Annotated in this window: 18 protein-coding genes and 4 pseudogenes; 15 read left to right on the plus strand and 7 right to left on the minus strand. The window is 54.1% G+C overall.

Annotated features, from left to right (window positions below; genetic code table 11):
- Positions 1-77 precede the first annotated feature (77 nt).
- Positions 78-832, minus strand: a protein-coding gene (locus ASN_RS18800; RefSeq protein ID WP_085948960.1) for an IS5 family transposase whose coding sequence is annotated in 2 segments (ribosomal slippage) — positions 78-496 and positions 496-832 — 756 coding nt in all. Because the reading frame shifts where the segments join, the coding sequence is not laid out codon by codon here.
- Positions 833-1,256: 424 nt separating this feature from the next.
- Between ASN_RS18800 and ASN_RS20220 the strand changes: the two are divergent.
- The 7 genes and pseudogenes from ASN_RS20220 to ASN_RS10600 form a co-directional block, all read left to right on the plus strand.
- A pseudogene (locus ASN_RS20220) lies at positions 1,257-1,433 on the plus strand (IS5/IS1182 family transposase); the annotation flags it as partial.
- A gap of 356 nt (positions 1,434-1,789) precedes the next feature.
- Positions 1,790-2,731 (plus strand): LysR family transcriptional regulator, encoded by a 942-nt coding sequence (locus ASN_RS10570; RefSeq protein ID WP_058988141.1) that lies wholly within the window; start codon positions 1,790-1,792, stop codon positions 2,729-2,731.
- A 369-nt stretch (positions 2,732-3,100) separates the two neighbouring features.
- Positions 3,101-3,855, plus strand: a protein-coding gene (locus ASN_RS18805; RefSeq protein ID WP_085948960.1) for an IS5 family transposase whose coding sequence is annotated in 2 segments (ribosomal slippage) — positions 3,101-3,437 and positions 3,437-3,855 — 756 coding nt in all. Because the reading frame shifts where the segments join, the coding sequence is not laid out codon by codon here.
- A gap of 484 nt (positions 3,856-4,339) precedes the next feature.
- On the plus strand, positions 4,340-5,419 hold the full coding sequence (locus ASN_RS10585) for an aromatic ring-hydroxylating oxygenase subunit alpha (RefSeq protein ID WP_007396211.1): 1,080 nt from the start codon (positions 4,340-4,342) through the stop codon (positions 5,417-5,419).
- A gap of 29 nt (positions 5,420-5,448) precedes the next feature.
- Positions 5,449-5,766, plus strand: coding sequence for a hypothetical protein (locus ASN_RS10590; RefSeq protein WP_007396212.1), 318 nt, complete (start codon positions 5,449-5,451; stop codon positions 5,764-5,766).
- Between the two features lie 57 nt (positions 5,767-5,823).
- Positions 5,824-6,168, plus strand: a complete 345-nt coding sequence (locus ASN_RS10595; RefSeq protein WP_039998263.1) for a hypothetical protein — start codon at positions 5,824-5,826, stop codon at positions 6,166-6,168.
- Positions 6,161-6,643 carry a VOC family protein gene (locus tag ASN_RS10600; RefSeq protein WP_197603276.1) on the plus strand — a complete coding sequence of 161 codons (483 nt, stop codon included), beginning with the start codon at positions 6,161-6,163 and terminating at the stop codon, positions 6,641-6,643. The genes ASN_RS10595 and ASN_RS10600 overlap by 8 nt, the downstream gene beginning before the upstream one ends.
- Positions 6,644-6,652: 9 nt before the next feature.
- On the opposite strand, the gene ASN_RS18810 is transcribed toward ASN_RS10600, so the two are convergent.
- A protein-coding gene (locus tag ASN_RS18810) for an IS5 family transposase (RefSeq protein ID WP_085948960.1) occupies positions 6,653-7,407 on the minus strand; the annotation gives its coding sequence in 2 pieces (ribosomal slippage) (positions 6,653-7,071 and positions 7,071-7,407; 756 coding nt in all).
- A 422-nt stretch (positions 7,408-7,829) separates the two neighbouring features.
- On the opposite strand from ASN_RS18810, the gene ASN_RS10620 reads away from it, so the two are divergent.
- On the plus strand, positions 7,830-8,534 hold the full coding sequence (locus ASN_RS10620; RefSeq protein ID WP_058988143.1) for an IS6 family transposase: 705 nt from the start codon (positions 7,830-7,832) through the stop codon (positions 8,532-8,534).
- A 61-nt stretch (positions 8,535-8,595) separates the two neighbouring features.
- Here the strand turns inward: ASN_RS10620 and ASN_RS19240 are convergent.
- The 4 genes and pseudogenes from ASN_RS19240 to ASN_RS10635 form a co-directional block, all read right to left on the minus strand.
- Positions 8,596-8,694, minus strand: a pseudogene (locus ASN_RS19240) (IS6 family transposase); the annotation flags it as partial.
- Positions 8,695-9,062: 368 nt separating this feature from the next.
- Positions 9,063-12,050 (minus strand): TonB-dependent receptor domain-containing protein, encoded by a 2,988-nt coding sequence (locus ASN_RS10625; protein WP_157765168.1) that lies wholly within the window; start codon positions 12,048-12,050, stop codon positions 9,063-9,065.
- 674 nt (positions 12,051-12,724) lie between these two features.
- The gene (locus tag ASN_RS10630) at positions 12,725-13,429 is read right to left on the minus strand and encodes an IS6 family transposase (protein WP_058988143.1); all 705 of its coding nucleotides are present in this window, start codon (positions 13,427-13,429) and stop codon (positions 12,725-12,727) included.
- Between the two features lie 30 nt (positions 13,430-13,459).
- Positions 13,460-13,984, minus strand: a pseudogene (locus ASN_RS10635) (transposase); the annotation flags it as partial.
- A 94-nt stretch (positions 13,985-14,078) separates the two neighbouring features.
- Here ASN_RS10635 and ASN_RS18815 point away from each other — a divergent pair.
- From ASN_RS18815 to ASN_RS10655, 5 genes and pseudogenes are all read left to right on the plus strand, one after another.
- Positions 14,079-14,300, plus strand: a pseudogene (locus tag ASN_RS18815) (tyrosine-type recombinase/integrase); the annotation flags it as partial.
- A gap of 407 nt (positions 14,301-14,707) precedes the next feature.
- Positions 14,708-15,631, plus strand: a complete 924-nt coding sequence (locus ASN_RS18820; protein WP_082666644.1) for a replication protein RepA — start codon at positions 14,708-14,710, stop codon at positions 15,629-15,631.
- 208 nt (positions 15,632-15,839) lie between these two features.
- A complete protein-coding gene (locus ASN_RS10645; RefSeq protein ID WP_058988146.1) occupies positions 15,840-16,895 on the plus strand; it encodes an Aca2/YdiL-like domain-containing protein in 1,056 nt (351 codons plus the stop codon).
- Positions 16,882-17,754 carry a ParB/RepB/Spo0J family partition protein gene (locus ASN_RS10650; protein WP_058988147.1) on the plus strand — a complete coding sequence of 291 codons (873 nt, stop codon included), beginning with the start codon at positions 16,882-16,884 and terminating at the stop codon, positions 17,752-17,754. Before ASN_RS10645 ends, ASN_RS10650 begins: the two co-directional genes overlap by 14 nt.
- A gap of 391 nt (positions 17,755-18,145) precedes the next feature.
- Positions 18,146-18,850 (plus strand): IS6 family transposase, encoded by a 705-nt coding sequence (locus tag ASN_RS10655; protein ID WP_058988143.1) that lies wholly within the window; start codon positions 18,146-18,148, stop codon positions 18,848-18,850.
- Positions 18,851-19,245: 395 nt separating this feature from the next.
- Here the strand turns inward: ASN_RS10655 and ASN_RS10660 are convergent, their stop codons facing one another.
- Positions 19,246-20,358, minus strand: a complete 1,113-nt coding sequence (locus ASN_RS10660; protein WP_231948178.1) for a hypothetical protein — start codon at positions 20,356-20,358, stop codon at positions 19,246-19,248.
- Between the two features lie 265 nt (positions 20,359-20,623).
- Here ASN_RS10660 and ASN_RS10665 point away from each other — a divergent pair, with 265 nt between their 5' ends.
- Positions 20,624-21,178, plus strand: coding sequence for a phosphate-starvation-inducible PsiE family protein (locus ASN_RS10665; protein WP_407922282.1), 555 nt, complete (start codon positions 20,624-20,626; stop codon positions 21,176-21,178).
- Complete coding sequence (locus ASN_RS10670) at positions 21,168-22,604, plus strand: tyrosine-type recombinase/integrase (RefSeq protein ID WP_058988149.1); 1,437 nt, start codon at positions 21,168-21,170, stop codon at positions 22,602-22,604. Before ASN_RS10665 ends, ASN_RS10670 begins: the two co-directional genes overlap by 11 nt.
- Positions 22,605-22,864 lie beyond the last annotated feature (260 nt).

The raw sequence follows: 22,864 nt of genomic DNA on the forward strand, positions 1-22,864 counted from the left end.
AAATCAACACTCGATCACAGCCTCGACCAACTGTAAGCTACCAGTCGCAGGCATAGGCGTAGAACTAGGGTGTGTCGTCAGTTAATTCCAATGATGGCGGAGACGAATTGCACGGCTGCGAGGAAAGTTGACTTCAGCTTGTCATATCGTGTTGCAATACCTCTGAACTGTTTAAGTCTGGCGAAGAAGCGTTCGATGATGTTTCGTTTTTTATAAAGCGAAAAGAGGATTTTCCGTGGATTGCGTCGGTTTTTCTTTGACGGAATAACCGGTGTGATCCCCCGCTCTTCAAGCTTTTCGATGAGGGGATCGGCATCATAAGCCTTGTCGGCGATGAAGACCTCGGGATCGACTTCATCGAGCAATGGCTCTGCTTCTGTGATGTCGGCCCTTTGTCCGGGCGTCAGGGAAAGAGCCACAGCCTTTCCCGCGGCATCGACAATGGCATGGATTTTCGTGGTCAGTCCGCCACGGGACCGCCCGGTGGCCTGATCCATCCCCCTTTTTTACGGGCGCCCGCGCTATGCTGGTGAGCACGGACAATGGTGCTGTCGATCATCATGTATTCGTTGTCATGGTCAGCAGCCAGATGCCGGAAAATCCGCTCGATCACGCCGCCTTCGCACCAGCGACGCAGCCGCCGGTGCACGTTCTTCCAGTCCCCGAACCGGGCAGGCAGATCACGCCAGGGAATGCCTGCACGGTAACGATACAGCACGGCTTCGATAAACAGACGGTTATCCGCAGCCGTCCCACCGACATGACCTTCGCGACCCGGGAGAAGATCTTTTATCCGTTCCCACTGACCATCGCTCAGACCATACCGTCGCATTCACACTCTCCCCGTTCCAGAAACAGGAAGAAAACATCACAGATCAAACGGGAGTACAAGCTTCATAAGCCCCCCGTTTAACTGACGACACGCCCTAGGGCCTGTGCCTACGCAGGCCCTGTGCTGCCAAGCCGAGCCGTTATCTAGGGCGGCATCCCCGGTGATTGTCAGCCGGAAGCCGACGCAGGCACGACACAACGGTGCCCTTGACCACGACTACCCCCGGCCCATAGCTGAACCCTCTTGTCTTCTAGCGATGACAAGCAACTGCCGCGCCCTCTGGTGCGGCTCTTTCGTTCGGCCTGTCCACTCCGGCCCTCGGGCCGGGGCCCCCAAGGAATGCAGTGCATGGGCTTATCTGATGCACAGCGCCCTTCCCGCTGGTGTTTCGACGGACCCACTTACCGCACCTTCCCTTGCGCTCACCGGGTACAAGGGCTACGCTCGTCCCCTCAGGCACCGCAAACGGATCGAGGAGGCTTTCGGCTGGGCCAAAACCATCGGAGGCGCCGTCCAGACCGTTTATCGCGGCATTGAATGCGCACGGTTTCGCTTCATCATGACGCTGGCCGCCGGAAATCTCCCCAGACTGCCAAAGCTGACCCGGCTTGAGCAGAAGATGACGTCGCAAACCGACCAAACCCGCCACACAGAACAGATGAACAAGCCAAAGCCGCAGCAGAGCTGAAAATGACATCTTCAGCGCGGCACTAAACCAGCGACCTGTTGGTCTCCGAGTGCTACCCTCCTCACGCTTTAGCGTTCTCGGGCGGAATCCCCACCAAGTGCTACTTAAGTAGCTATTTTTGTTGTCACCCTTGCATAAAATGGCAGCAAAGTGCTAACCTCGCCTGCCGAAGACAGAACGCTGTCATAATTTGGTAGCAACGCGTTGCCACCCGGAGTAAACCAACTGACCAGACCTTCCGTTCGAGGTTTGGAAAAGCCCAGGCCGCCATGACGACCAAAGTTGAATTCAAGGATATCAGCAATTTCGTTCATGTCGCGAGGACGGGAAACCTGATGCGCGCCGGTATGATTTCCGGCGTACCAAAGGCAACGCTCAGCCACAGCATCCGCCGCCTGGAGGATTTGCTGGAAGTTGAGTTGTTTCATCGTTCTCAGAGAGGCTTGCAGCTCACAGATTCTGGACGTGCCCTTCTAGATAATACCGGCCGTATATTTGACAGCATCGAACTGGCTGCAAGTGCGGCTCAACGTGCCCATAGCTCCTTGAATGGTAAAGTGAGGATATTAGGAAGTGCGGAGTTTGGGACCAGCATTATTGGCGCAGCAACTTTGTACTTGGCAAGAGAGCATCCGGGGCTATCCTTCGAAACACGAATGTACCCTAGTGACACTCCATTGCCAGAACAAACAGAATTTGATTGCCTTATTTTTGTTGGCACTGCCCCATCATCTCATCACGTTTGTCGAAAACTAGGCAATGTTGGGTATCGCGCCTACGCTAGTCCGCTACTTCTGCAGCGGCTAGGAACCCCTAATTCTGTTGAGGATATAAGGGAAATGCCCGGCATAGAATATACGCGCAAGGGAATAGCGGAGCCTTGGCTACTTCAAGACACAGACGGACAGCGGATTGGCGATTACAATGTGCGATTCAGCGTTCATGATTATTGGATGGCAAAATTCTATGCAGTTTCAGGAGAGGCAATAGCATATCTGCCGAACTTTTTTGTGCATTATGAAGTTGCTCAAGGTCACCTCATACCGCTCCTCCAAGAAGCCAACGAGAGTGAAAAAATATCTGTCTGGGCAATATATGGCGCCGCCCGCCATCGCAACCCTCGCGTCAAACTAGTAATTGATACGCTTTGCCAAAACTTCGACAAATTGATTCGTCACCCAGGCTATGCACTCGTGCGTCAGGACCTATAACTCTAAACCTGTCAACGGCGGCGCAAAAATCGGCCATGGCGGCGGAGCAAAACCAGGCCAGTTGGTGAGGGTGTGCGCCATGGCACGCGCGCTTTCCACATAGCTGGCGTGTGCCATTGCGCACTGGCCCGTCAGGGCCAATCGTCGTGAGATATCTGGATCGAGATCAACGCCGCTTGGTAAGCGGCAAGGAGACCCCGTGGGTTAGCGGCGTTGCCGGTCCGGGATAGGCTGGTGGCGTTGGTCTGACGCCGGGGTTCCATGTCTACGACTAGGGCGTGTCGTCAGTTAAACGGGGGGCTTATGAAGCTTGTACTCCCGTTTGATCTGTGATGTTTTCTTCCTGTTTCTGGAACGGGGAGAGTGTGAATGCGACGGTATGGTCTGAGCGATGGTCAGTGGGAACGGATAAAAGATCTTCTCCCGGGTCGCGAAGGTCATGTCGGTGGGACGGCTGCGGATAACCGTCTGTTTATCGAAGCCGTGCTGTATCGTTACCGTGCAGGCATTCCCTGGCGTGATCTGCCTGCCCGGTTCGGGGACTGGAAGAACGTGCACCGGCGGCTGCGTCGCTGGTGCGAAGGCGGCGTGATCGAGCGGATTTTCCGGCATCTGGCTGCTGACCATGACAACGAATACATGATGATCGACAGCACCATTGTCCGTGCTCACCAGCATAGCGCGGGCGCCCGTAAAAAAGGGGGATGGATCAGGCCACCGGGCGGTCCCGTGGCGGACTGACCACGAAAATCCATGCCATTGTCGATGCCGCGGGAAAGGCTGTGGCTCTTTCCCTGACGCCCGGACAAAGGGCCGACATCACAGAAGCAGAGCCATTGCTCGATGAAGTCGATCCCGAGGTCTTCATCGCCGACAAGGCTTATGATGCCGATCCCCTCATCGAAAAGCTTGAAGAGCGGGGGATCACACCGGTTATTCCGTCAAAGAAAAACCGACGCAATCCACGGAAAATCCTCTTTTCGCTTTATAAAAAACGAAACATCATCGAACGCTTCTTCGCCAGACTTAAACAGTTCAGAGGTATTGCAACACGATATGACAAGCTGAAGTCAACTTTCCTCGCAGCCGTGCAATTCGTCTCCGCCATCATTGGAATTAACTGACGACACACCCTAGCGAAGCCTCGACAGGGAGGATCGAGGCTTCGCCACGTCCGGCAGAGATTGTAGACGCCGGACGTGTCTTATTGGACAGGGTAATAGTAAGGTCATTCACCGTCGAAAGGAGACAGTTTATCTGGACCTAATGTACAGAAATTTGTACGACGCATTGCTCTTGTACACCGAGGTGGGATTTCTAGGGCAAGGTTTCTGGTGCGTTCCCTTGCGCTATATTGTCAGTTCACCCCAGCAGGCCCATGGCCGAATTGGACAAAGCACTTTTGCTTGAAACCCGTCTTGTTTGTAAGACGACGGGCGTGAACAAAGCGTCTGGGAAAATGCGCCGTACGCTATACGACCACGTCAGATAGATCATGTTGCGGATTTTAGACACCCTGTTCACATAAAAACTCTATGTAACAGCGACATGTCGGGCTGACACTACCGCTCTATTCTATGCAGCAAAAGCTACAGAAGGAATGCCGGTATGGGCGTACGTCCGTTGATCGAGAACATGGAATTTCTCCGCCACTTTTGGCATCCGGTCGCGACTCTTGACGAGTTCGAGAAGGCCGACCCGCTGGGCAATGGCCCTATGGCTGTCACCTTACTTGACGAGAAGGTCGTTCTTGCTCGTCTCGACGGCAAGATGGTCGCAATGAAAGACCAATGCGTCCACCGCTCGGCCAAGCTGTCCGGCGGAAAGGTCCAAGGCGACCAACTCCAGTGTCCGTACCACGGATGGATGTACAATGCCGAGGGCAAGTGCACCCACATGCCGGCATGCCCGACGCAAAAGATTTCCTCCCGCGCCAAGGTGGCAAGCTATGAATGCGAAATGAAGTACGGCCTGATATGGGTCCGTTTGGATAGCTCGTGGAACGTGACGGAAATCCCGTATTTCAGCGTCGCTGATGACCCGAGGATGAAGATTGTCGTGCAGGAACCCTACTGGTGGAATGCCAGCGCACCGCGCCGCTGGGAAAACTTCACGGACTTTTCGCACTTCGCGTTCGTTCACCCCGGCACTCTGTTCGATCCGAACAACGCCGAGCCGCCCATCGTGCCGATCGATCGCGTGAAGGGCCAGCTGCGCTTTGTCTATGACACGCCCCCGGGCATGGATGTTCCCGATCAGGCACCCATCGGCAACTTCACCTACCACTGCAGTATGCCGTTCACGATCAACCTGGCCGTTCAAAAATATGTGGGGAACAACCTTCACGTCCTCTTCAACGTGTCCTGCCCGGTGAACGCGAAGCAAACGAAGAACTTCCTGATCTTCGCCCGCGAGAAGAGCTTGAACGATTCGGATCATCCCCACATCGCCTTCAACGACCTGGTCTTTGCCGAGGACCAGCCGGTCATTGAATCGCAGTGGCCAGAAGAGATTTACGACGACGAACTGTCGGTCGTGACCGACAAGATCTCGATACAGTACAGGAAATGGATCAAGGAACTGGAAAACGCCCACGCGCAGGGCAAGGAGGCTTTCGAGAAGGCTCTCCTGACGCCGGTTCTTGAAAGCGACCGGATGCACCCTGAACTGCATGCGGTCGCGGGCTGACGCTCGGCCGGATTTCAGGAGATATCCCAGTGTCAGTCCATTTCATGACCAGTTCTCCCGATGCGCTGCTTCGGGAGTTCAACCGGAGAATTGTCCAGGAAGAAGCGTGGGGGAAGGCGGAAGGCTGGATGCTGAAGGGTGATACCTCCTACCAGCATTCCGAAGACGTGTCGGATATCGGCGCAATGCTTGTGCCAAGCGTCGATGCGGGCACGTTGACCTTCGAACTTCATGCCGACGGCGGCAAAGGCATCCCACCTGACGTGGTCAAGCTGTACTACACGAGGCTGGTGGAAACCTTCCTCCGGTGGATGGACGTGCGCTTTGATGAGGTTCGACTGAATTGAGCAGTCACGAAACCTGTCAGGCGGATAGATTTGGAACGGAAAGGAAGAAAGTTGGCCTTGTATGTGAACACCGCCGAACCGAAGAAGGCACTTAGGGCCTTCAACGCGTCGGTCGGCAATATCGATCAACCTCATGACGGCGCAAGATGGCTGCGACCGAAGAACTCGGACTACTTCACGCATGCGGACCCGGAATGGGCCTACAAGTCCTGGGTGCTGCCCAGTGTCCGCCAAGGATCGCTGATGTTCAACATCATCAGACCCGAGGACCGCTATGTTTCAGTGAAAGCCTATGCCGCCTATCACGCCGAGCTTGTCGGGACGCTGATGGATGCGGGACTGGCGGCCCCCCTGGACATAAAGATGTCGTCTCGATGCGCCGACGGCGACCTCAATGCCTGATCTCAAGAGGAGCGTGGACACACCGATGGCCAGTGCAGACAAGTTCCAGCCTATGCACAACATCTTTTGCGATGATGTGGAGAAACAGAAACAATTTTACGCTGCAATCCTGGGTTGGGACGACATTCCCGATGCCTCTTCGCCGATCTACCGGGTTCTGCAAGGCAACGGCTTCCAGCTGGCCTTCAACGGTGTCCCGGCCTATGAGCTTCTGGGCCTGAAGGATCGTGAGAGACGCAGGACACCAACATCCAGCACCGGCACGATGGTGACGTTCGTGGTTGAAGACTGGGCAACGGTAGATGAGATCGCGCACAAGGTGCCCGAGCTTGGCGGGTCGATCGTCAAGGGGCCGTTTGCAACCTATTACGGGCAATGGCAGTTGGTCTTCAACGATCCGGAGTTCAACATCGCGCGCATCACAGCCATGACCATTCCCGAGGGTGCCGAAATTCCAGTTGTCAACTTCGACTAGGGTGTGTCGTCAGTTAATTCCAATGATGGCGGAGACGAATTGCACGGCTGCGAGGAAAGTTGACTTCAGCTTGTCATATCGTGTTGCAATACCTCTGAACTGTTTAAGTCTGGCGAAGAAGCGTTCGATGATGTTTCGTTTTTTATAAAGCGAAAAGAGGATTTTCCGTGGATTGCGTCGGTTTTTCTTTGACGGAATAACCGGTGTGATCCCCCGCTCTTCAAGCTTTTCGATGAGGGGATCGGCATCATAAGCCTTGTCGGCGATGAAGACCTCGGGATCGACTTCATCGAGCAATGGCTCTGCTTCTGTGATGTCGGCCCTTTGTCCGGGCGTCAGGGAAAGAGCCACAGCCTTTCCCGCGGCATCGACAATGGCATGGATTTTCGTGGTCAGTCCGCCACGGGACCGCCCGGTGGCCTGATCCATCCCCCTTTTTTACGGGCGCCCGCGCTATGCTGGTGAGCACGGACAATGGTGCTGTCGATCATCATGTATTCGTTGTCATGGTCAGCAGCCAGATGCCGGAAAATCCGCTCGATCACGCCGCCTTCGCACCAGCGACGCAGCCGCCGGTGCACGTTCTTCCAGTCCCCGAACCGGGCAGGCAGATCACGCCAGGGAATGCCTGCACGGTAACGATACAGCACGGCTTCGATAAACAGACGGTTATCCGCAGCCGTCCCACCGACATGACCTTCGCGACCCGGGAGAAGATCTTTTATCCGTTCCCACTGACCATCGCTCAGACCATACCGTCGCATTCACACTCTCCCCGTTCCAGAAACAGGAAGAAAACATCACAGATCAAACGGGAGTACAAGCTTCATAAGCCCCCCGTTTAACTGACGACACGCCCTAGCCCTCTTCTGCGCCGGAACTTACAATCAAAGTATGATCACGAACGAAGCGTATCTCCGACATGCTTTGCACTTGTTCAAATAGACGTTTGCTAGTCGCCGACATAAGGGTGCCAAACCACGCAACCAACGCCTCCCGCTTAGCAAAAAATTCCAGCGCATCGTCGAAGTCCCAACGTGGCATCATTACCAGCTTGTTTTCCAAACTGAAGCATTCGGTTGTGAAGCTAATGCGCTGCCGATCAGCATCGGAGTGAGCTATGACCTTGTTGCGCCGCTCTAACAGGTGCTGTCACATTAACTCTGACCTGTGATAGTCTCCGCTGATGAGCGCTGGATCTGTGAGCTACAAACGACATCGTTTTCCGAGTGAGCTGATCGCGCATGCGGTATGGCTGTATTTCCGGTTTCCCCTGAGCTTTCGTCTGATTGAGGAGATGCTGCTCGAACGCGGGATTGTTGTGTCGTATGAGACGATCCGCCGGTGGAGCCTAAAATTTGGAGTGGCCTTTGCCCGCTCGCTGCGCCGCAAGGCCGCTAGACCCGGGGATATCTGGCATCTCGACGAGGTCCGGGTCGTGATCCATGGCCGGCCACACTGGCTGTGGCGCGCCGTCGATCAGGACGGTTACGTTCTCGACGAAATCCTGCAGACCCGAAGGAACACTAAAGCCGCAAGGCGATTGCTGACGCGACTGCTGAAAAAGCAGGGTATCCGGCCCGCGCGCTTGGTCACCGACAAGCTGGGCTCTTACGGGGCGGCCAGACGTAAACTGAGGCTCACGGTCCGGCACCTATCCCACAAGGGCCTGAACAACAGGGCGGAGAACAGCCATCTGCCACTGCGAAAACGCGAACGGGTCATGCAGAAATTCCGCTCACCTGGGGGATGCCAGCGCTTCGTCTTCGTTTTCTCCGCCGTCCGCAACCTCTTCGTCCCGCCCCACTCCATCGACAATGCCCTCTCCCGGCACATCCATCGGATCAGGGCTTTCGTCCAGTGGAACAACGCTACCGCGCTTACCGCCTGAATGCGTCAACACCGAGAGGAGCTCAACAAACCAAAGTTAATGTGACAGCACCCCCAATCAGACGAAAGCTCAGGGGAAACCGGAAATACAGCCATACCGCATGCGCGATCAGCTCACTCGGAAAACGATGTCGTTTGTAGCTCACAGATCCAGCGCTCATCAGCGGAGACTATCACAGGTCAGAGTTAATGTGACAGCACCTCTCAATATATTTAACAAAGATTGCAAAGCTCGGCGGGTATCTTAATAGAGCCAATGATCCGCCGCCAGGTAACACGGTTATCTGGGCGAGGTCTCTCTCGTCTCACCGATATCGCGATCGGTGCCAAAATCGGAATGAGATTTATGGGTAATTGAAAGGATCAGCTCACGCTTACAGATATCCAACCTACCACCACATCTGCAAAAAGAGCTTACGCTACTGGGGATTTAACAAAACGCCTATAAAAAAGGGGCACCCACAAGGATGCCCCTCCAGCACTATCTTGCTCAATGGTCAGGCTGCCGAGGCAACCTGACCAAAATTTCTTAGAATTCCACGCCAGCCTGAACCTGGAAGTTCCTGCCAATAATGGCATCCCAGTAACGGTTAGTGCTACCCTGGTACGGATACTGCGGCTTCGCATCAAACACGTTGTTCATCACAAAGCTCACATTGTAGTGCTTGGCAAAGGTGTAGCCAATGGTCGTGTTGAACATGAAATACTGCTTCATGGTGTTATTCGGATATAGGCTATCCGAAACCTGAAGCGCGTACTTGGCTTTTCCGTAATACATCATCTGCCACTGCACGAACAACGGACCACGCATATAGTTAAAGTTGGCGGTAAAGTTGTCACGCAGATCGCTTGATGTGCCCAGATAGTCATACTGGCTGGTCAGAATTGAACCGTTATGAACAAAGCCATGCTTATAGTTCACAGTCGTCTGAAGCGCGCCATCATCTTCGGAAAGCCCCAGCTTGCTCAAAGGTAAGAAATAAGACAAATGCGCCTGCAGACCGCGATAATGTTCGGTCCCGATATTATAGTAGCCTTCCTGGTACCCTTGATTAACCTGACCATTTGAATCACGCGAGAACGCCTGACAATACTGGTTATTCGGGTAAGTTGTTGAATCATAGCAGGCTGCCATGATGTCTTCGATCCCAAGAGCAGCAATTTCATTCTTTACGCGAACATCATAGAAGTCCGCACCGATTGTCAGCCCCCTGACCCAGCGCGGCTGGAAAGAAGCGCCACCTGTAAACTGGGTTGACTGCTCATTCTGCAGGTGCCGGTTACCGCCAGAGAGACCTTTAATAGTGAATTTCTGAATGTTGGATTGAAAGTTAGCAGGGATCCCAGCTTTCTGACAGTTCACACGGCGCAGAGCAGGATTGGGCCCAGAGTTGATGGAAGAGACGTCACATGGATCCGTGCCACTATCAAACACCGTTGCATCAGGAGAGTAGAGTTCCGTAATAGCAGGTGCACGGAAAGACGTTGTATAGTTGCCGTGGAAAACAATATCTTTCACCGGCGCATAGCTACCGCCGCCAGAATAGGCCCAGAATCCGCCCGTTGCACTGTTGTTCACATACCGACCAGAGCCTGTTGCTGTCAGTGCATATACGCCCGGAATGTTCATCTGCGGAGACACAAGCGGAATCATGGTTTCCGCATAGACTTCGTTCGTATGGTACGCACCGCCAACACTCGTCATCGGAACGACCGCACCATAAGCCTGATAACTACCGTCGGCCATTTGCTCCCCACGGTAGAAATTACCAGGGTTGAAGTTCATGCCTTCGTAACGGTGCTCATATCCAAGGTCATACGTCCACTGCCCGCCAGGGAGTTTTACCACGGTGCTTCGAACATCCGCGTTGAAATCCCACTGCTGGTTGATGGATTTGGTACGGGCGTCTGTCTGAATGTAGTCTGCAGCCGCTTTGCTGGACTGATTCACGCCAAACGGATTGATCGGCGAACAGGTTGAATTGAGCGACGGATAAGCAGCACTCGTATAGCCAGAAGCACACACAATGTTGCCAGAGGCATCTGTCACCGCGTTGAGTGCATTGATGTAGTTCTGGGTCAGTATTTCCCGCTGTTCTGTACTGGAACGGTACTCTCCATATTCTGCACTGCCTTTCCATTCAAATTTGCGGCCTGCAAAATGGAAATCACCCTGTAATCCACCAACAAAACGGAACAGGTTGGTGTTCGTTGTATATTTTCCGGTGTAATAGTCTGTATTCGCACGCGCCAGATAGAACTGGTCCGTCGGCAACCCGGCTGCCTGCAAACTATTGATAATAGTGGTCCGTTCGGCAGATGTCAGATACGGATTATTGGTACTAAGTGGCAACGCACCATTGGCGTTATCCATATCCGTCATGGCATCGCCAAACATTTGCGTATTGTAGTAGGGTTGGTTCGCCATGTTAGAGGCGGAGGACCGGACATACCACCCTTCAAACGACGCCCGAAGATGATCTGTAATATCGTAATGCCCCAGCATGGTCAGGTTGAGGCGCTGCTGGTTGGTGATCAGGTTATTATAATTACTGATCGGAAAACCATTGCTATTGGCTTTTGTGCCGGTCGCAGTCAGCCCGTCTCCCGTCAGTTTACCGTACCTCAATGGTACCAGAGACTTGCCATCCTGGCTGAATACCAGCGGCTGGCCAGCAGAGTTGGTAATAGCCGTTCCAACATTCTGTCCATATTCATTGGGAAGATCATAATATGCGCCAGACATTGACGGTACACCAGCCGTGGTAAACGGCAGATAGTATCGGCCACCACGCGCCAGATCATAACCAGTCCCAGCCTGATTACGCACATACTGCAGACGATCATCACCAGCACCAACCCAGTTGGCCCGATCAGCATTGGTCATACCGAACACCTGATTGTATTCCGCATCGAATACAATAGTGCCACGGTCATGATCAAAATGACGACCGACCTTGCCTGCCAGACGGTAATTGATGGCATCTTGGCGCTGACTGAAGCCAGTCTGGCCATCCAGCTTTACGCCCTGATAATCATCATCAAGAACAAAGTTCTGTACGCCAGCAATGGCGTCAGACCCGTATACAGGACCACCCGAACCGACGACTGTTTCCACCTTTTTGATCAGAAGCGTCGGAATGTTGCCTACGTCTACGGGAGAACCCGCCGTGACACCAAAAATGGAAGATGTGGCGGAAGAAACGAAGCGACGCCCGTTAACCAGAGTCAGAGTACGCTGCGAACCAAGACCCAACAGATCTGCATAGGTTTGCCCCGCGCCGAACTTCCCTTGCTGAGCCCCAATCGGACTGTTATCTGGCACAGCATAGTTCGGGTTTTCCCGCATCAGCGCCAAACCGATGTTCGTGTATCCACGCTTCTGAATCTGCTCGGCATCCAGATCCATGGTCGCCATGGTATTGGTCAGACGGTTTTGCAGCAGACGTGATCCTGTAACAGTCACATTTTCCGTGTTCGATTCCGTACCAGCATTTGTATCGGAAGCCTGCTTCATAACTTTAGATGCAACGGAATTCTGATCCGTGGAAGTGGCCTGGCTCTGCGTCGCAGATGCAGCAGGCGTCACCGTAGCAGAGGTAGTGGTAGAAGCGGCTGCTGTGGGCTGAGGTGCTGCCTTTGTAGCAGTTTTAGCCTGAGCTTTCTTCGCCTTGCCTGTTTTAGTAGGCGTTTTGGGAACGACTTCTGCGTTTGTTTGAGCTTCTGCAACGCTTGTCAAAACCGGAATACTAATCGCCAGAACGGGCAAGACGTAGAGCAAAGAGAAGGAAAGCGAACTCCCCTTCTTCCTACTATGTCCTTGTATCATTCAAAATAGTCCCGAAACTTAAAGGTTAAATGCTTTTTAAAAAGCGGTGCCCCTATTAAGAGGCAATTTCCCAATCGGTCGATCCCAATATTCCGGGTGTGTAATATTTTGCTCAAGAAATGCTGCATTTTTGACACAGTTTTCGTCATCGCAATGCATAGCTATAGGGAATTCATGCGCTCTATTCATGTCTCGAGAAGCATCTAACGCTCGAAATAGAGTGTGCAGAGCGTCTTTATTCAATTTTTCTGCTTTTTGCGAGGCCCAAAAGACCTGATTCTCTCCGTTCTTTTATCCTGTATCATAAAAGGGTGCTGTCACATTAACTTTGGTTTGTTGAGCTCCTCTCGGTGTTGACGCATTCAGGCGGTAAGCGCGGTAGCGTTGTTCCACTGGACGAAAGCCCTGATCCGATGGATGTGCCGGGAGAGGGCATTGTCGATGGAGTGGGGCGGGACGAAGAGGTTGCGGACGGCGGAGAAAACGAAGACGAAGCGCTGGCATCCCCCAGGTGAGCGGAATTTCTGCATGACCCGTTCGCGTTTTCGCAGTGGCAGATGGCTGTTCTCCGCCCTGTTGTTCAGGCCCTTGTGGGATAGGTGCCGGACCGTGAGCCTCAGTTTACGTCTGGCCGCCCCGTAAGAGCCCAGCTTGTCGGTGACCAAGCGCGCGGGCCGGATACCCTGCTTTTTCAGCAGTCGCGTCAGCAATCGCCTTGCGGCTTTAGTGTTCCTTCGGGTCTGCAGGATTTCGTCGAGAACGTAACCGTCCTGATCGACGGCGCGCCACAGCCAGTGTGGCCGGCCATGGATCACGACCCGGACCTCGTCGAGATGCCAGATATCCCCGGGTCTAGCGGCCTTGCGGCGCAGCGAGCGGGCAAAGGCCACTCCAAATTTTAGGCTCCACCGGCGGATCGTCTCATACGACACAACAATCCCGCGTTCGAGCAGCATCTCCTCAATCAGACGAAAGCTCAGGGGAAACCGGAAATACAGCCATACCGCATGCGCGATCAGCTCACTCGGAAAACGATGTCGTTTGTAGCTCACAGATCCAGCGCTCATCAGCGGAGACTATCACAGGTCAGAGTTAATGTGACAGCACCCATCGGTGGCATCCACATCCAGAACGATGCGGGCGGGTACGCGCTCATGCTGGTCCATGAAGAGCGTCACGAACAGGGTAGCCAGTGCCTCATGATCAGCAATGATGCGGCAGTAACGGTCTGCTTTGTGGCCACTGCGCTCCAGCCGATTTAGTGTGGATTTTCCGGCCAGTGCCGCACAGTTGGCCCGACCTCCTGACAGACGGCCCGAGGCCAGACCAAAGATCAGGTCATGACGCAAGGCATCATGATCATTGAGGTCTTCATAGCCCAGGGCCAGTCCCAAGATCCGCTGACGGACAAGGTCTTCAACCCGGTATTCCACAAAGCCGGGATGCCGCTTATCGCGAAAACAGGCAGCAAAGCGGCAGCTGAGACCCAGAATGTCATCAGCCTGCTTCACCAGAATGACGCCCCCATCCGAACTCATGCGACCCCCGTCAAAACGGGCCACAACACGCCGTCCACAGGAGGCTGGAAACTCATACGCGCTTGCGCTACACTCTGTCTGCATCGGGTTCGTTTATTGCTTATGAGAAATTCTTTTGTGCAAAACAGACTTTTTCATAATCTAACCCGATGTACAACCCTTTTGTGAGATTTCCGCGTCGATAGCCACAATCATCAAACGCCGCTGTCAGGCTGCGGGGATTGAGGGCGATTTTAGCGGGCACAGTCTACGTCGGGGTGCCATCACGACAGGCGCTCAGGACGGCATTGACCTGATGTCACTCAAACGATTTTCCCGTCATCGCGATTACCGCGTACTGGAGGCTTATATTGAGGAGGATCAAGCTCTTTCAAAACATCCAGGAAAGACGCGTTTTTAGAGAAATTTAGACTGATAGATGAATGCTATACGATTCTTAATGAAAGCCGACCATATATCTCACATCAGGGAATCAGACTGACTCTATGCAACGTTGCATAGAGTCGGGATTTATTGGACTTTACTCACGGCTAATCCATTGGAAAAGCTCCCAACAACAATTGGCAAGACCAAACTTTCAGGGGGCATTGGACTTTACTCACGGTACAATTGGACTCTTCTCACACGACTCTGGTTAATCCACTGGACCCTACTCACACAGCAAATAATATAAATCTAATAATCTTCAATTTGCTGCGTGAGAGAAGTCCAAAATCCGTGAGTAACGTCCAACCTAATCACGTGGAAAACTTCTGTGAGTAAAGTCCAACTTGACCAAAGCCCACATGCTACGTCAGGGTCAGGGTAATGGCAGACGTTCATCATCTTTTGTTGCAGCATGGTCTTGATGAGGCCCGGCGATTGCAAAACATCGACAAGAACTCTCGTGCTTGTGTCGATGCTGCCCACGAAGTGCTGTGCGACGAACAACAAGCTATCGGTATTGCACATGCAGGCTTCGCAATGGCCGCCCTTCCCCACAAAAAACCCAACTCTCCTGTTTGGGAACGCGACGGTGGACCAGTAAAATTACTCATTGAAAGCGGTCTTGATGCCAATAAAGAGCCTGTAGGCATTCCTTATGGTTCAGTAGCACGACTGATACTTTTATATCTTCAGACACAAGCAGTCAGAAATAAAAGCAGACAAATTGAACTCGGAGCGTCAATGAACGCTTGGCTTTCAGCAATGAATCTATCTATTGGAGGAAAAACTTACAATTTAGTAAGAGAGCAAAGTCGAAGAATTAGCCGCTGCCGACTAACCTTTTTCCGATCAGATGCCGGGAATCAGTATGTCAGTAACGGCGCATTCGTACGAGACGCTATATTTCCTCTGGATCCATCAAACTCAGATCAGCAGTCACTGTGGCTAGAAGTAGTAACTCTCGATGAGTCCTTCTATAACAGTCTGATTCAGCATCCACTACCTTTACGTGAAGTGGCAATTCGCCAAATCTCAGGTAGGTCAATGGCTATTGACCTTTATATTTGGCTTGCTTACCGTCTCCACATTCTGCCAGGGCCTGTTAAAGTGAGTTGGGCAGCCCTTAAAAGTCAATTTGGTCCCGATTATAGAGAACTTCGTTTTTTCAGACGGGACATCATCCCATCTTTAAATCTTGCTCTGTCCGTTTACCCTGAGGCCGTAGTAACTATAGACGACCGTCAAGGTCTAACCCTATTTCCTTCCCCGGCACCAGTAAAAGAGCGTAACCGGTATTTGCTTTAAGAAACGTCTTTGGATTGGACTTCTCTCACGGTCTGGTTTGTTCAGTTTTAAAACCACATCATCAGAAAAAATATTTTCCAATTACATCAGTTGTTTACGCAAAAAAAGTGCGTGAGTTTAGTCCAATACCCTCTCCGTTGATGTTGAGTGTTGACAGGGGGGTGTTGATTGCTCAACACTCACTGTGATAGATGACAGGAGAGTGGTGATGACGGAAAAGAATGCAGGCAATACTCTTAAGAAAATTAGGACGAACTTAGGTCTTTCACAGGCTGAGTTAAAATCCTTATTAAACGAACGGCTTTCTAGAAACTATGATCGACACACGATCTCACGTTGGGAAAACGGACGCCAGCCTATCCCTTCGGAGGTGTTGAACGAACTACAGCAGCTAATCGAGCGCAGACCTCAGCCATTGCAAGTCATAGTCTTTGCCAACCAAAAAGGTGGAGTTGGTAAAACGACAAGCGCCTTAAATGTTGCATATGCTTTAAGTCGCCTTAACTATCGCGTGCTGCTAATAGATGCAGATCCACAAGCCAGTGCAACCTCAGCACTCGTTGGCGATGCTTTAGTAGAGCTATATCGCAATGGCAGAACACTCGATGCGGCATTGCTTAAGGGAATCCCCTTTGCTGACGTGATACTCGACAAATCAACGGAACTTGGAAACGGACGAATTCTACCGTTCTCTTTTATACCAAGTCATATTGATCTGGCCGAAGTAGATGTTCGCAGGGAACCTGGTACAGAAGGTCTGCTTCGTGAGGCCATTCAAGGCGTACAGAATGATTTTGACTACATTATAATCGATAGTCCACCGCACCTAGGCTTTCTAACGTGGATGGCATTAACAGCCGGAAATCAGGTTTTCATTCCTGTTCGTACAGAACCATATGACGTTATGGGGGTGAACCTGATCCTAGACACGATCTCCAAAGTAAACCGTCGGTCCAACCCACGTCTGAGAATTGGTGGAGTAATTCCCACTCAATTTTCGTCTAACCAATACGTTGATGTTGGAATAATAGAGCATCTAATAACAACGCTTGCGGGGAAGGCTGACGTTTTGGAACCGGTGCCAAGTAGTACTGCTTTTAGTAATGCAGCTTGGGAAGGAAAGATCTCCGTGGAAGTATCACCAACCAACCCTGCTGTGCGCCCTTACGTGAGACTTGCCGAAGCTATCAGCAATGGAAATCAGCCTACGCTAGCCACCGATGGTTTGGACTTAAACCAAACAGAGGAAGATGTCCGTGGCTAGAACATTCAAGAAGAGAAACCCCTCGGCCTTTCTAGAAGCACAAAAGGGTATAACAACGTCTTTCTCAACTCCATTTCTCGGTAAGGGAAGATTTAATCATAGCTTCGAGGTGCAGCTTTCTGAATTAGTTCCTGACCCTGATCAACCTCGCAAGTTATTCAATTCGGAAGATATTAAAGCGTTAGCTACTTCTCTTTCAGAACGGGGAATTCTGCAGCCAATCCTTGTTAGAGAAGCAGAAGAAGGTTCTGCAAAATGGATTATCGTTGCAGGTGAAAGACGGTGGAGAGCAGCTGCCAGCCTTGGCTGGGAGAAGCTTCCAGCTATTGAATATGAAGGTGATTATAGAGCGGCAAGCTTGGTTGAAAATTTACTCCGAACTGATCTGTCAGCAGTGGAAGAGGCGCGTGGGCTACGCAATATAATGGACTTAAATAACTGGTCACAAAGCGAAACAGGCCGCCAGCTAGGGTTAAGTCAATCTAGGGTAAATCGCACGCTGCGCATTCTCGATCTTCCTAGTGCTTTTTTAGATTTCGCATCGGCTCACGCAGTTCCCATTAACGTACTAGTTCAAATAGTGCGTGAAGAGGATCCAGCTCAGCAGCAGGTCTTGATGGATCGAGTGATGACCGGCTCCGCGACAGTGGCCGAAGTGCAAGATTTACGCAAAAAGGCTGATACGAAATCGCAGAACATAGCGGGAAAAAAAACAGGATCCGAGCTGAAGGCTTTCAAAACTATTCGTAGATTTATAAAGGAAACCACAAGCATAGGTGACAAGAAGATAGCTTTGTCAGAGGAAGAGAAAAATGATCTCCGACAAGCTCGCGATATGATTGATCAATTACTGGGCTAGTAGAGGGAAATAATCTGACAGTTCCAAGGCTATGCAACGTTGCATAGGACAGAAGGATCACCAGCCCGGAGCGTGCGCTGCAAGTGGTGGGTGCTCTCCATGCTCGTCCGCTGCGCGGCCTGTGCGTGGCTCCGCTCCCGGCGCTTCGCACCGCACTTGCGCCACCCACTCCGGCCCGGTTGTTCGGAAAGCATCAAGGACAAGGGATGAAGAGAGAGTAGACGCTCCCCTTCCCGCTCCTTGCCACTAATCCCGACAAACCTATGCAATCAGGCCACCGACCCTTTCTGAGGTGTCGGGCGAAGCCGATTGGACGGAGTGCGCCATCATGTCCATGTCAGCCTCGCAACGGTGCTGTCACATTAACTCTGACCTGTGATAGTCTCCGCTGATGAGCGCTGGATCTGTGAGCTACAAACGACATCGTTTTCCGAGTGAGCTGATCGCGCATGCGGTATGGCTGTATTTCCGGTTTCCCCTGAGCTTTCGTCTGATTGAGGAGATGCTGCTCGAACGCGGGATTGTTGTGTCGTATGAGACGATCCGCCGGTGGAGCCTAAAATTTGGAGTGGCCTTTGCCCGCTCGCTGCGCCGCAAGGCCGCTAGACCCGGGGATATCTGGCATCTCGACGAGGTCCGGGTCGTGATCCATGGCCGGCCACACTGGCTGTGGCGCGCCGTCGATCAGGACGGTTACGTTCTCGACGAAATCCTGCAGACCCGAAGGAACACTAAAGCCGCAAGGCGATTGCTGACGCGACTGCTGAAAAAGCAGGGTATCCGGCCCGCGCGCTTGGTCACCGACAAGCTGGGCTCTTACGGGGCGGCCAGACGTAAACTGAGGCTCACGGTCCGGCACCTATCCCACAAGGGCCTGAATAACAGGGCGGAGAACAGCCATCTGCCACTGCGAAAACGCGAACGGGTCATGCAGAAATTCCGCTCACCTGGGGGATGCCAGCGCTTCGTCTTCGTTTTCTCCGCCGTCCGCAACCTCTTCGTCCCGCCCCACTCCATCGACAATGCCCTCTCCCGGCACATCCATCGGATCAGGGCTTTCGTCCAGTGGAACAACGCTACCGCGCTTACCGCCTGAATGCGTCAACACCGAGAGGAGCTCAACAAACCAAAGTTAATGTGACAGCACCGTTTTGCACGGAGGTTCTCTCACGCTTACGTTTGTAGACTCCTCGGCACCGTGGACAACCTCGTTCGCTTTAACGATTTAGAAACCATGTTGTCCCATTGAGGCTTCTACCGGGATAGTCGCACGCTCGCCGGCAGTCTACCCCAAAGCAAGAACGGCTAAGGGTACGTAATGGGGTGTAGCAGAGCGCCTTGCGTGGACGCCGTCCGTTAGGCAACCTTTTTGCCCATATTGAAGCGTGATTTGGAGCGGCAATCTATTTGCGCACTCCGATCGATCGCGATTACCCGTTCCACGGGATGCTGATCACGGTCCGTGGAATACGCTGCGGTGAGAGTAGCGTGTCAGTCGATAACAGAGCGAAACCGCGTCATGGCGGCATCCGCTGCTGCCAGAGCCTCCTCTAAAGCCGTATAGTCAATCGGCTCCGGGCTGCGTCTTGAAAGATCGGTCATAGCGGACGGGCCCATCGGCTCAGGGGGAAGCTGGGGCAGGATGTCCTCGTCACGACGGGGACGACCGCGGCTGCGACCGGGAAGAGGACGGCGGGGTGGGCGTACTGCTTCCCGGAGAGGCGCCATTCCCTTCAGTGCAAAGAGCCTGCGTGCGGATCGATGTGTCACTTCCACGATCAGGTCTTCGGCCAGAAACCGTTCGAGGTGCAGATAGGCGGCCTTGAGCGAGATGCCCAGCATGCCGGCCAGACGCGAGGCGGAGAGCACCGGAAAGGCGGCAATGAAGTCCAGCGCGGCAGTAGCCCGTGAGGTGCTGCGCTGACCAGAGGCTTTCGCCCGCGCCATGCGCCACCCGTGCTCCAGGGCAATGACGCGCTGCTCCATGGCTTGAGCGTCTTCGGCCAGGCGTGAGAGAAATAGCGGGATCCATTCTGAGGGAGACCATGGGGCGTCACTGGCGAATGCTCTGGCCGCAACAAGCGGTAACGGTGTACGCAGCAGATGGCTCTCCTGCCAGAAACTCACCAGAGCGCCCCGCATGGAGCTGCGATCGTGACCTGTCTCGATCCAGTGATGAAACGCGCGTGCGGCTCCCAGGAGCGGCCCGGCCTGCCTGGCTTCCGCTTGCAGAAGGGCTTCGGGCGGGACCATGGCATCTTTCTGCCGGCCGTCAGGACGGGCCAGCCAAAGATACTGCTCAAAGGCCGCGCGGGCCGCATCAATCACATCGCCGCGCTCATAGGCGCTTTCCCCGACAACCCGTGGTTTCAGGCCTTCCAGTTCGGCGGCAAGATGCCACGGATCGATGAGGAAACCATCCACGGCAGCACAGGCGCGCGCCGCCTCCAGGCGCTCCCGGAACAGGATTGCGGGAAGCAGAGGATGGGTGTGCAGGCGCTGGTCCAGCCGACCAAAAATCAGCGCAGCGCGGGTCAAAGCCAGCAGACTGCCGTGACCAGGCCGGTTATCGCGTCTGATGATGCCCGGGGACACTATTGACATGCTGGAAGTCCATCTCCCGATGTACAGACAGGTGGAAATTTCGAAGGGTCATTCCCCGAACATGTTCTGGGACACACTCCTCAGGCCTTGAGAGGATAAGATTACCTTAATTACCGTTTAACTTCAAACTCCGTCTTTTCCTGAAAATTCCCCCTTCCCCGCCACCTACTTCCGATAAGTTACCTTGTCGGAAGTAGGTTGACAGCGCCACCCGGGCGGGGAATTATTCTCTCTGAACGATGATTGTTGCCGAAACCGCAGCCCTATGATCACGCAGCCCTCTTCATCCACTCCCCGTACCGCCCGCCGCTGGACCACGCCGTGGCGCAATATGCTTTCGCCTTCAAGTGGTCTGACGCTCTATGAGCGCTTCGAGCAGGCTATCATGCTCGTCCTGATCGGTCTGATCATGGCCGTTACGGTCTCGGCTACCGCTCACCTCGTGGTGGCGGTCTGGCACCTGCTCTCCAGGTCTGCTGTCGATCCCACGGACCAGGGGGTGTTCCAGACCGTTTTCGGGGCCGTCTTCACAGTTCTGATCGCCCTCGAATTCAAGCGCTCCCTGCTGGCCGTGCTCGCCCATGGCGAGAATATCGTACGGGTGCGCACGATCGTCCTGATCGCCCTGCTCGCGATCGCACGCAAGTTCATCCTCCTGGACCTGCAGACCATCGCCCCCATGGACGTGCTCTCCCTCGCCGCTGCGGTCCTCGCACTCGGGATCGTCTACTGGCTTGTGCGCGACCAGGACGCCCGTGCCGACGCACGCATCCGCCAACAGGGCGCGTCCCTCAGGAAGGATGTGCCGGATGCTCAGTGAAGTCCGCATTCTCGGGTCACGGGCCAGAGCGCGTCGCGCGATCCTTGAGCGGGTCGATCGCCTCACCCGCAGCCAGCTGGAGCACACAGACCTGACGGCCGCCAGCCAGATCCTGTCGACGGCGCGATTTTCCCCTCCCCTTCCCCTGGTGATCGCTGGAACCGAGATGCCCGACGGGGCGTATGCGCCCGATCGCACGATCGGGCGCGCCATGCCCTATCTCGCCGCGGCCGAGCATCTGGCACGCGATCATCTCGGCGATGCGCCGATCGGATCCGAACTGGCGGTTGGGCTGGAAATCGACGACGGTATTCCACGGTTCGTGGCCTGGATCCGAAACATCGAGGAAGAAGCCACTCCCGTTTCCGCTCCCCCTGCCCGACCACCACCGCCCGTCGGGCAGGCGCCGGTAACTGTCGCCCGCTGGTTCGCCCTCGTCTCTTCCCAGCCGGTCCCCGCGCACGACGGAAAGCTGCACACCGCACGCCAGGCGGTGGACGCCTACGTGCAACGAAGCAAGGCCGCCAACACGTTACGGGGATACCGCGCCGCTGTGCGGGCCTGGTGCCAGTGGGCCAATACCCACGACCTCCCTGCCCTTCCCGCACGCAGTGAGGACGTCGCCGCCTATCTTGCCGACATGGCGCTGCGCAAGCGCAGAACCAGCACCATCGATCTTCACCGGGCCGCCTTGCGCTATCTGCATCATCTTGCACAGGTTGCCGTGCCGACATCCCATCCCCTTGTTTCGGCCACGCTGGCCGGTATCCGGCGGGAGGACGACGATCCTGCACCACGTCAGAAGACTGCCCTCACCTGGGACCGGCTGACCGAAGCGGTCGATGCGATCCAGGGGCAGGATCCGGTTGCCGTCCGTGATCGTGCGATCCTCCTGCTCGGTTTTGCAGGAGCATTCCGGCGCTCCGAGTTGGCCGGTCTGGAGGTCAGCGACATCGTCACCGACGATGATGGCATGCGGATCCGGCTGAGGCGATCGAAAGGCGACCCGGCCGCAAAGGGGGTGCTGATCGGCATTCCACGTGGGATTACCCGGAACTGCCCGGTGCGGGCCTATGAAGCCTGGATCAAAACCGTCGGCATAGAAGCTGGGCCGGTGTTTCGACGGATCTGGCTTGCACCAGTCTCCAGGCCCGGTGAACCCCCTGCCCCGCCAAAGATCGGTTCTGTCGCACTCTCCGACCGTTCTGTCGCGGACATTATTCGCAAGCGGTGTGGTGCGGCTGGTCTGGAAGGCGACTTCTCGGGTCATAGTCTTCGACGCGGCGCCATCAGCACCGGCGCAAAGGACGGCTATGACCTGCTGGAACTGAAACGCTTCTCCCGACACAGAAGCCTGCAGATCGTCGAAACCTACATCGACGAAGCAAGTATCAAGGAGAGGCATCCTGGCAAAAGCAGATTCTGAACGTGAGGTAAACGAGAAGCTCTCACCCTCAGAGTCCATTTGGAAAGAATATTAGCTATGACATAGGCTTCTGACCATCAACCGAATCAGGCCAGATGCCGCCACGCTTCGCGTGGCGAGTGACCGACCTGATCAACGCCCGTTCCTTATCAGCCGATCGCTCGGGTAACGCAGACGGTCCCGATTATAGCGGACGCGGATTTCGGTCTTCCACATAGGGAACCTCAGCGGTGCTGTCACATTAACTTTGGTTTGTTGAG

Origin of the sequence: Acetobacter senegalensis, assembly GCF_001499615.1 — a bacterium.
GTDB classification, from domain to species: domain Bacteria; phylum Pseudomonadota; class Alphaproteobacteria; order Acetobacterales; family Acetobacteraceae; genus Acetobacter; species Acetobacter senegalensis.

What these genes read in the sequence shown, in the direction of transcription:
- ASN_RS10600 (WP_197603276.1), top strand. Translation starts at nt 6,161, where the DNA reads ATGCCTGATCTCAAGAGGAGCGTGGACACACCGATGGCCAGTGCAGAC.
- ASN_RS10620 (WP_058988143.1), top strand. Translation starts at nt 7,830, where the DNA reads ATGAGCGCTGGATCTGTGAGCTACAAACGACATCGTTTTCCGAGTGAG.
- ASN_RS10665 (WP_407922282.1), top strand. Translation starts at nt 20,624, where the DNA reads ATGATCACGCAGCCCTCTTCATCCACTCCCCGTACCGCCCGCCGCTGG.
- ASN_RS18820 (WP_082666644.1), top strand. Translation starts at nt 14,708, where the DNA reads ATGGCAGACGTTCATCATCTTTTGTTGCAGCATGGTCTTGATGAGGCC.
- ASN_RS10650 (WP_058988147.1), top strand. Translation starts at nt 16,882, where the DNA reads ATGTCCGTGGCTAGAACATTCAAGAAGAGAAACCCCTCGGCCTTTCTA.
- ASN_RS10570 (WP_058988141.1), top strand. Translation starts at nt 1,790, where the DNA reads ATGACGACCAAAGTTGAATTCAAGGATATCAGCAATTTCGTTCATGTC.
- ASN_RS10585 (WP_007396211.1), top strand. Translation starts at nt 4,340, where the DNA reads ATGGGCGTACGTCCGTTGATCGAGAACATGGAATTTCTCCGCCACTTT.
- ASN_RS10670 (WP_058988149.1), top strand. Translation starts at nt 21,168, where the DNA reads ATGCTCAGTGAAGTCCGCATTCTCGGGTCACGGGCCAGAGCGCGTCGC.
- ASN_RS10655 (WP_058988143.1), top strand. Translation starts at nt 18,146, where the DNA reads ATGAGCGCTGGATCTGTGAGCTACAAACGACATCGTTTTCCGAGTGAG.
- ASN_RS10660 (WP_231948178.1), bottom strand. Translation starts at nt 20,358, where the DNA reads ATGTCAATAGTGTCCCCGGGCATCATCAGACGCGATAACCGGCCTGGT.
- ASN_RS10625 (WP_157765168.1), bottom strand. Translation starts at nt 12,050, where the DNA reads ATGAAGCAGGCTTCCGATACAAATGCTGGTACGGAATCGAACACGGAA.
- ASN_RS10645 (WP_058988146.1), top strand. Translation starts at nt 15,840, where the DNA reads ATGACGGAAAAGAATGCAGGCAATACTCTTAAGAAAATTAGGACGAAC.
- ASN_RS10630 (WP_058988143.1), bottom strand. Translation starts at nt 13,429, where the DNA reads ATGAGCGCTGGATCTGTGAGCTACAAACGACATCGTTTTCCGAGTGAG.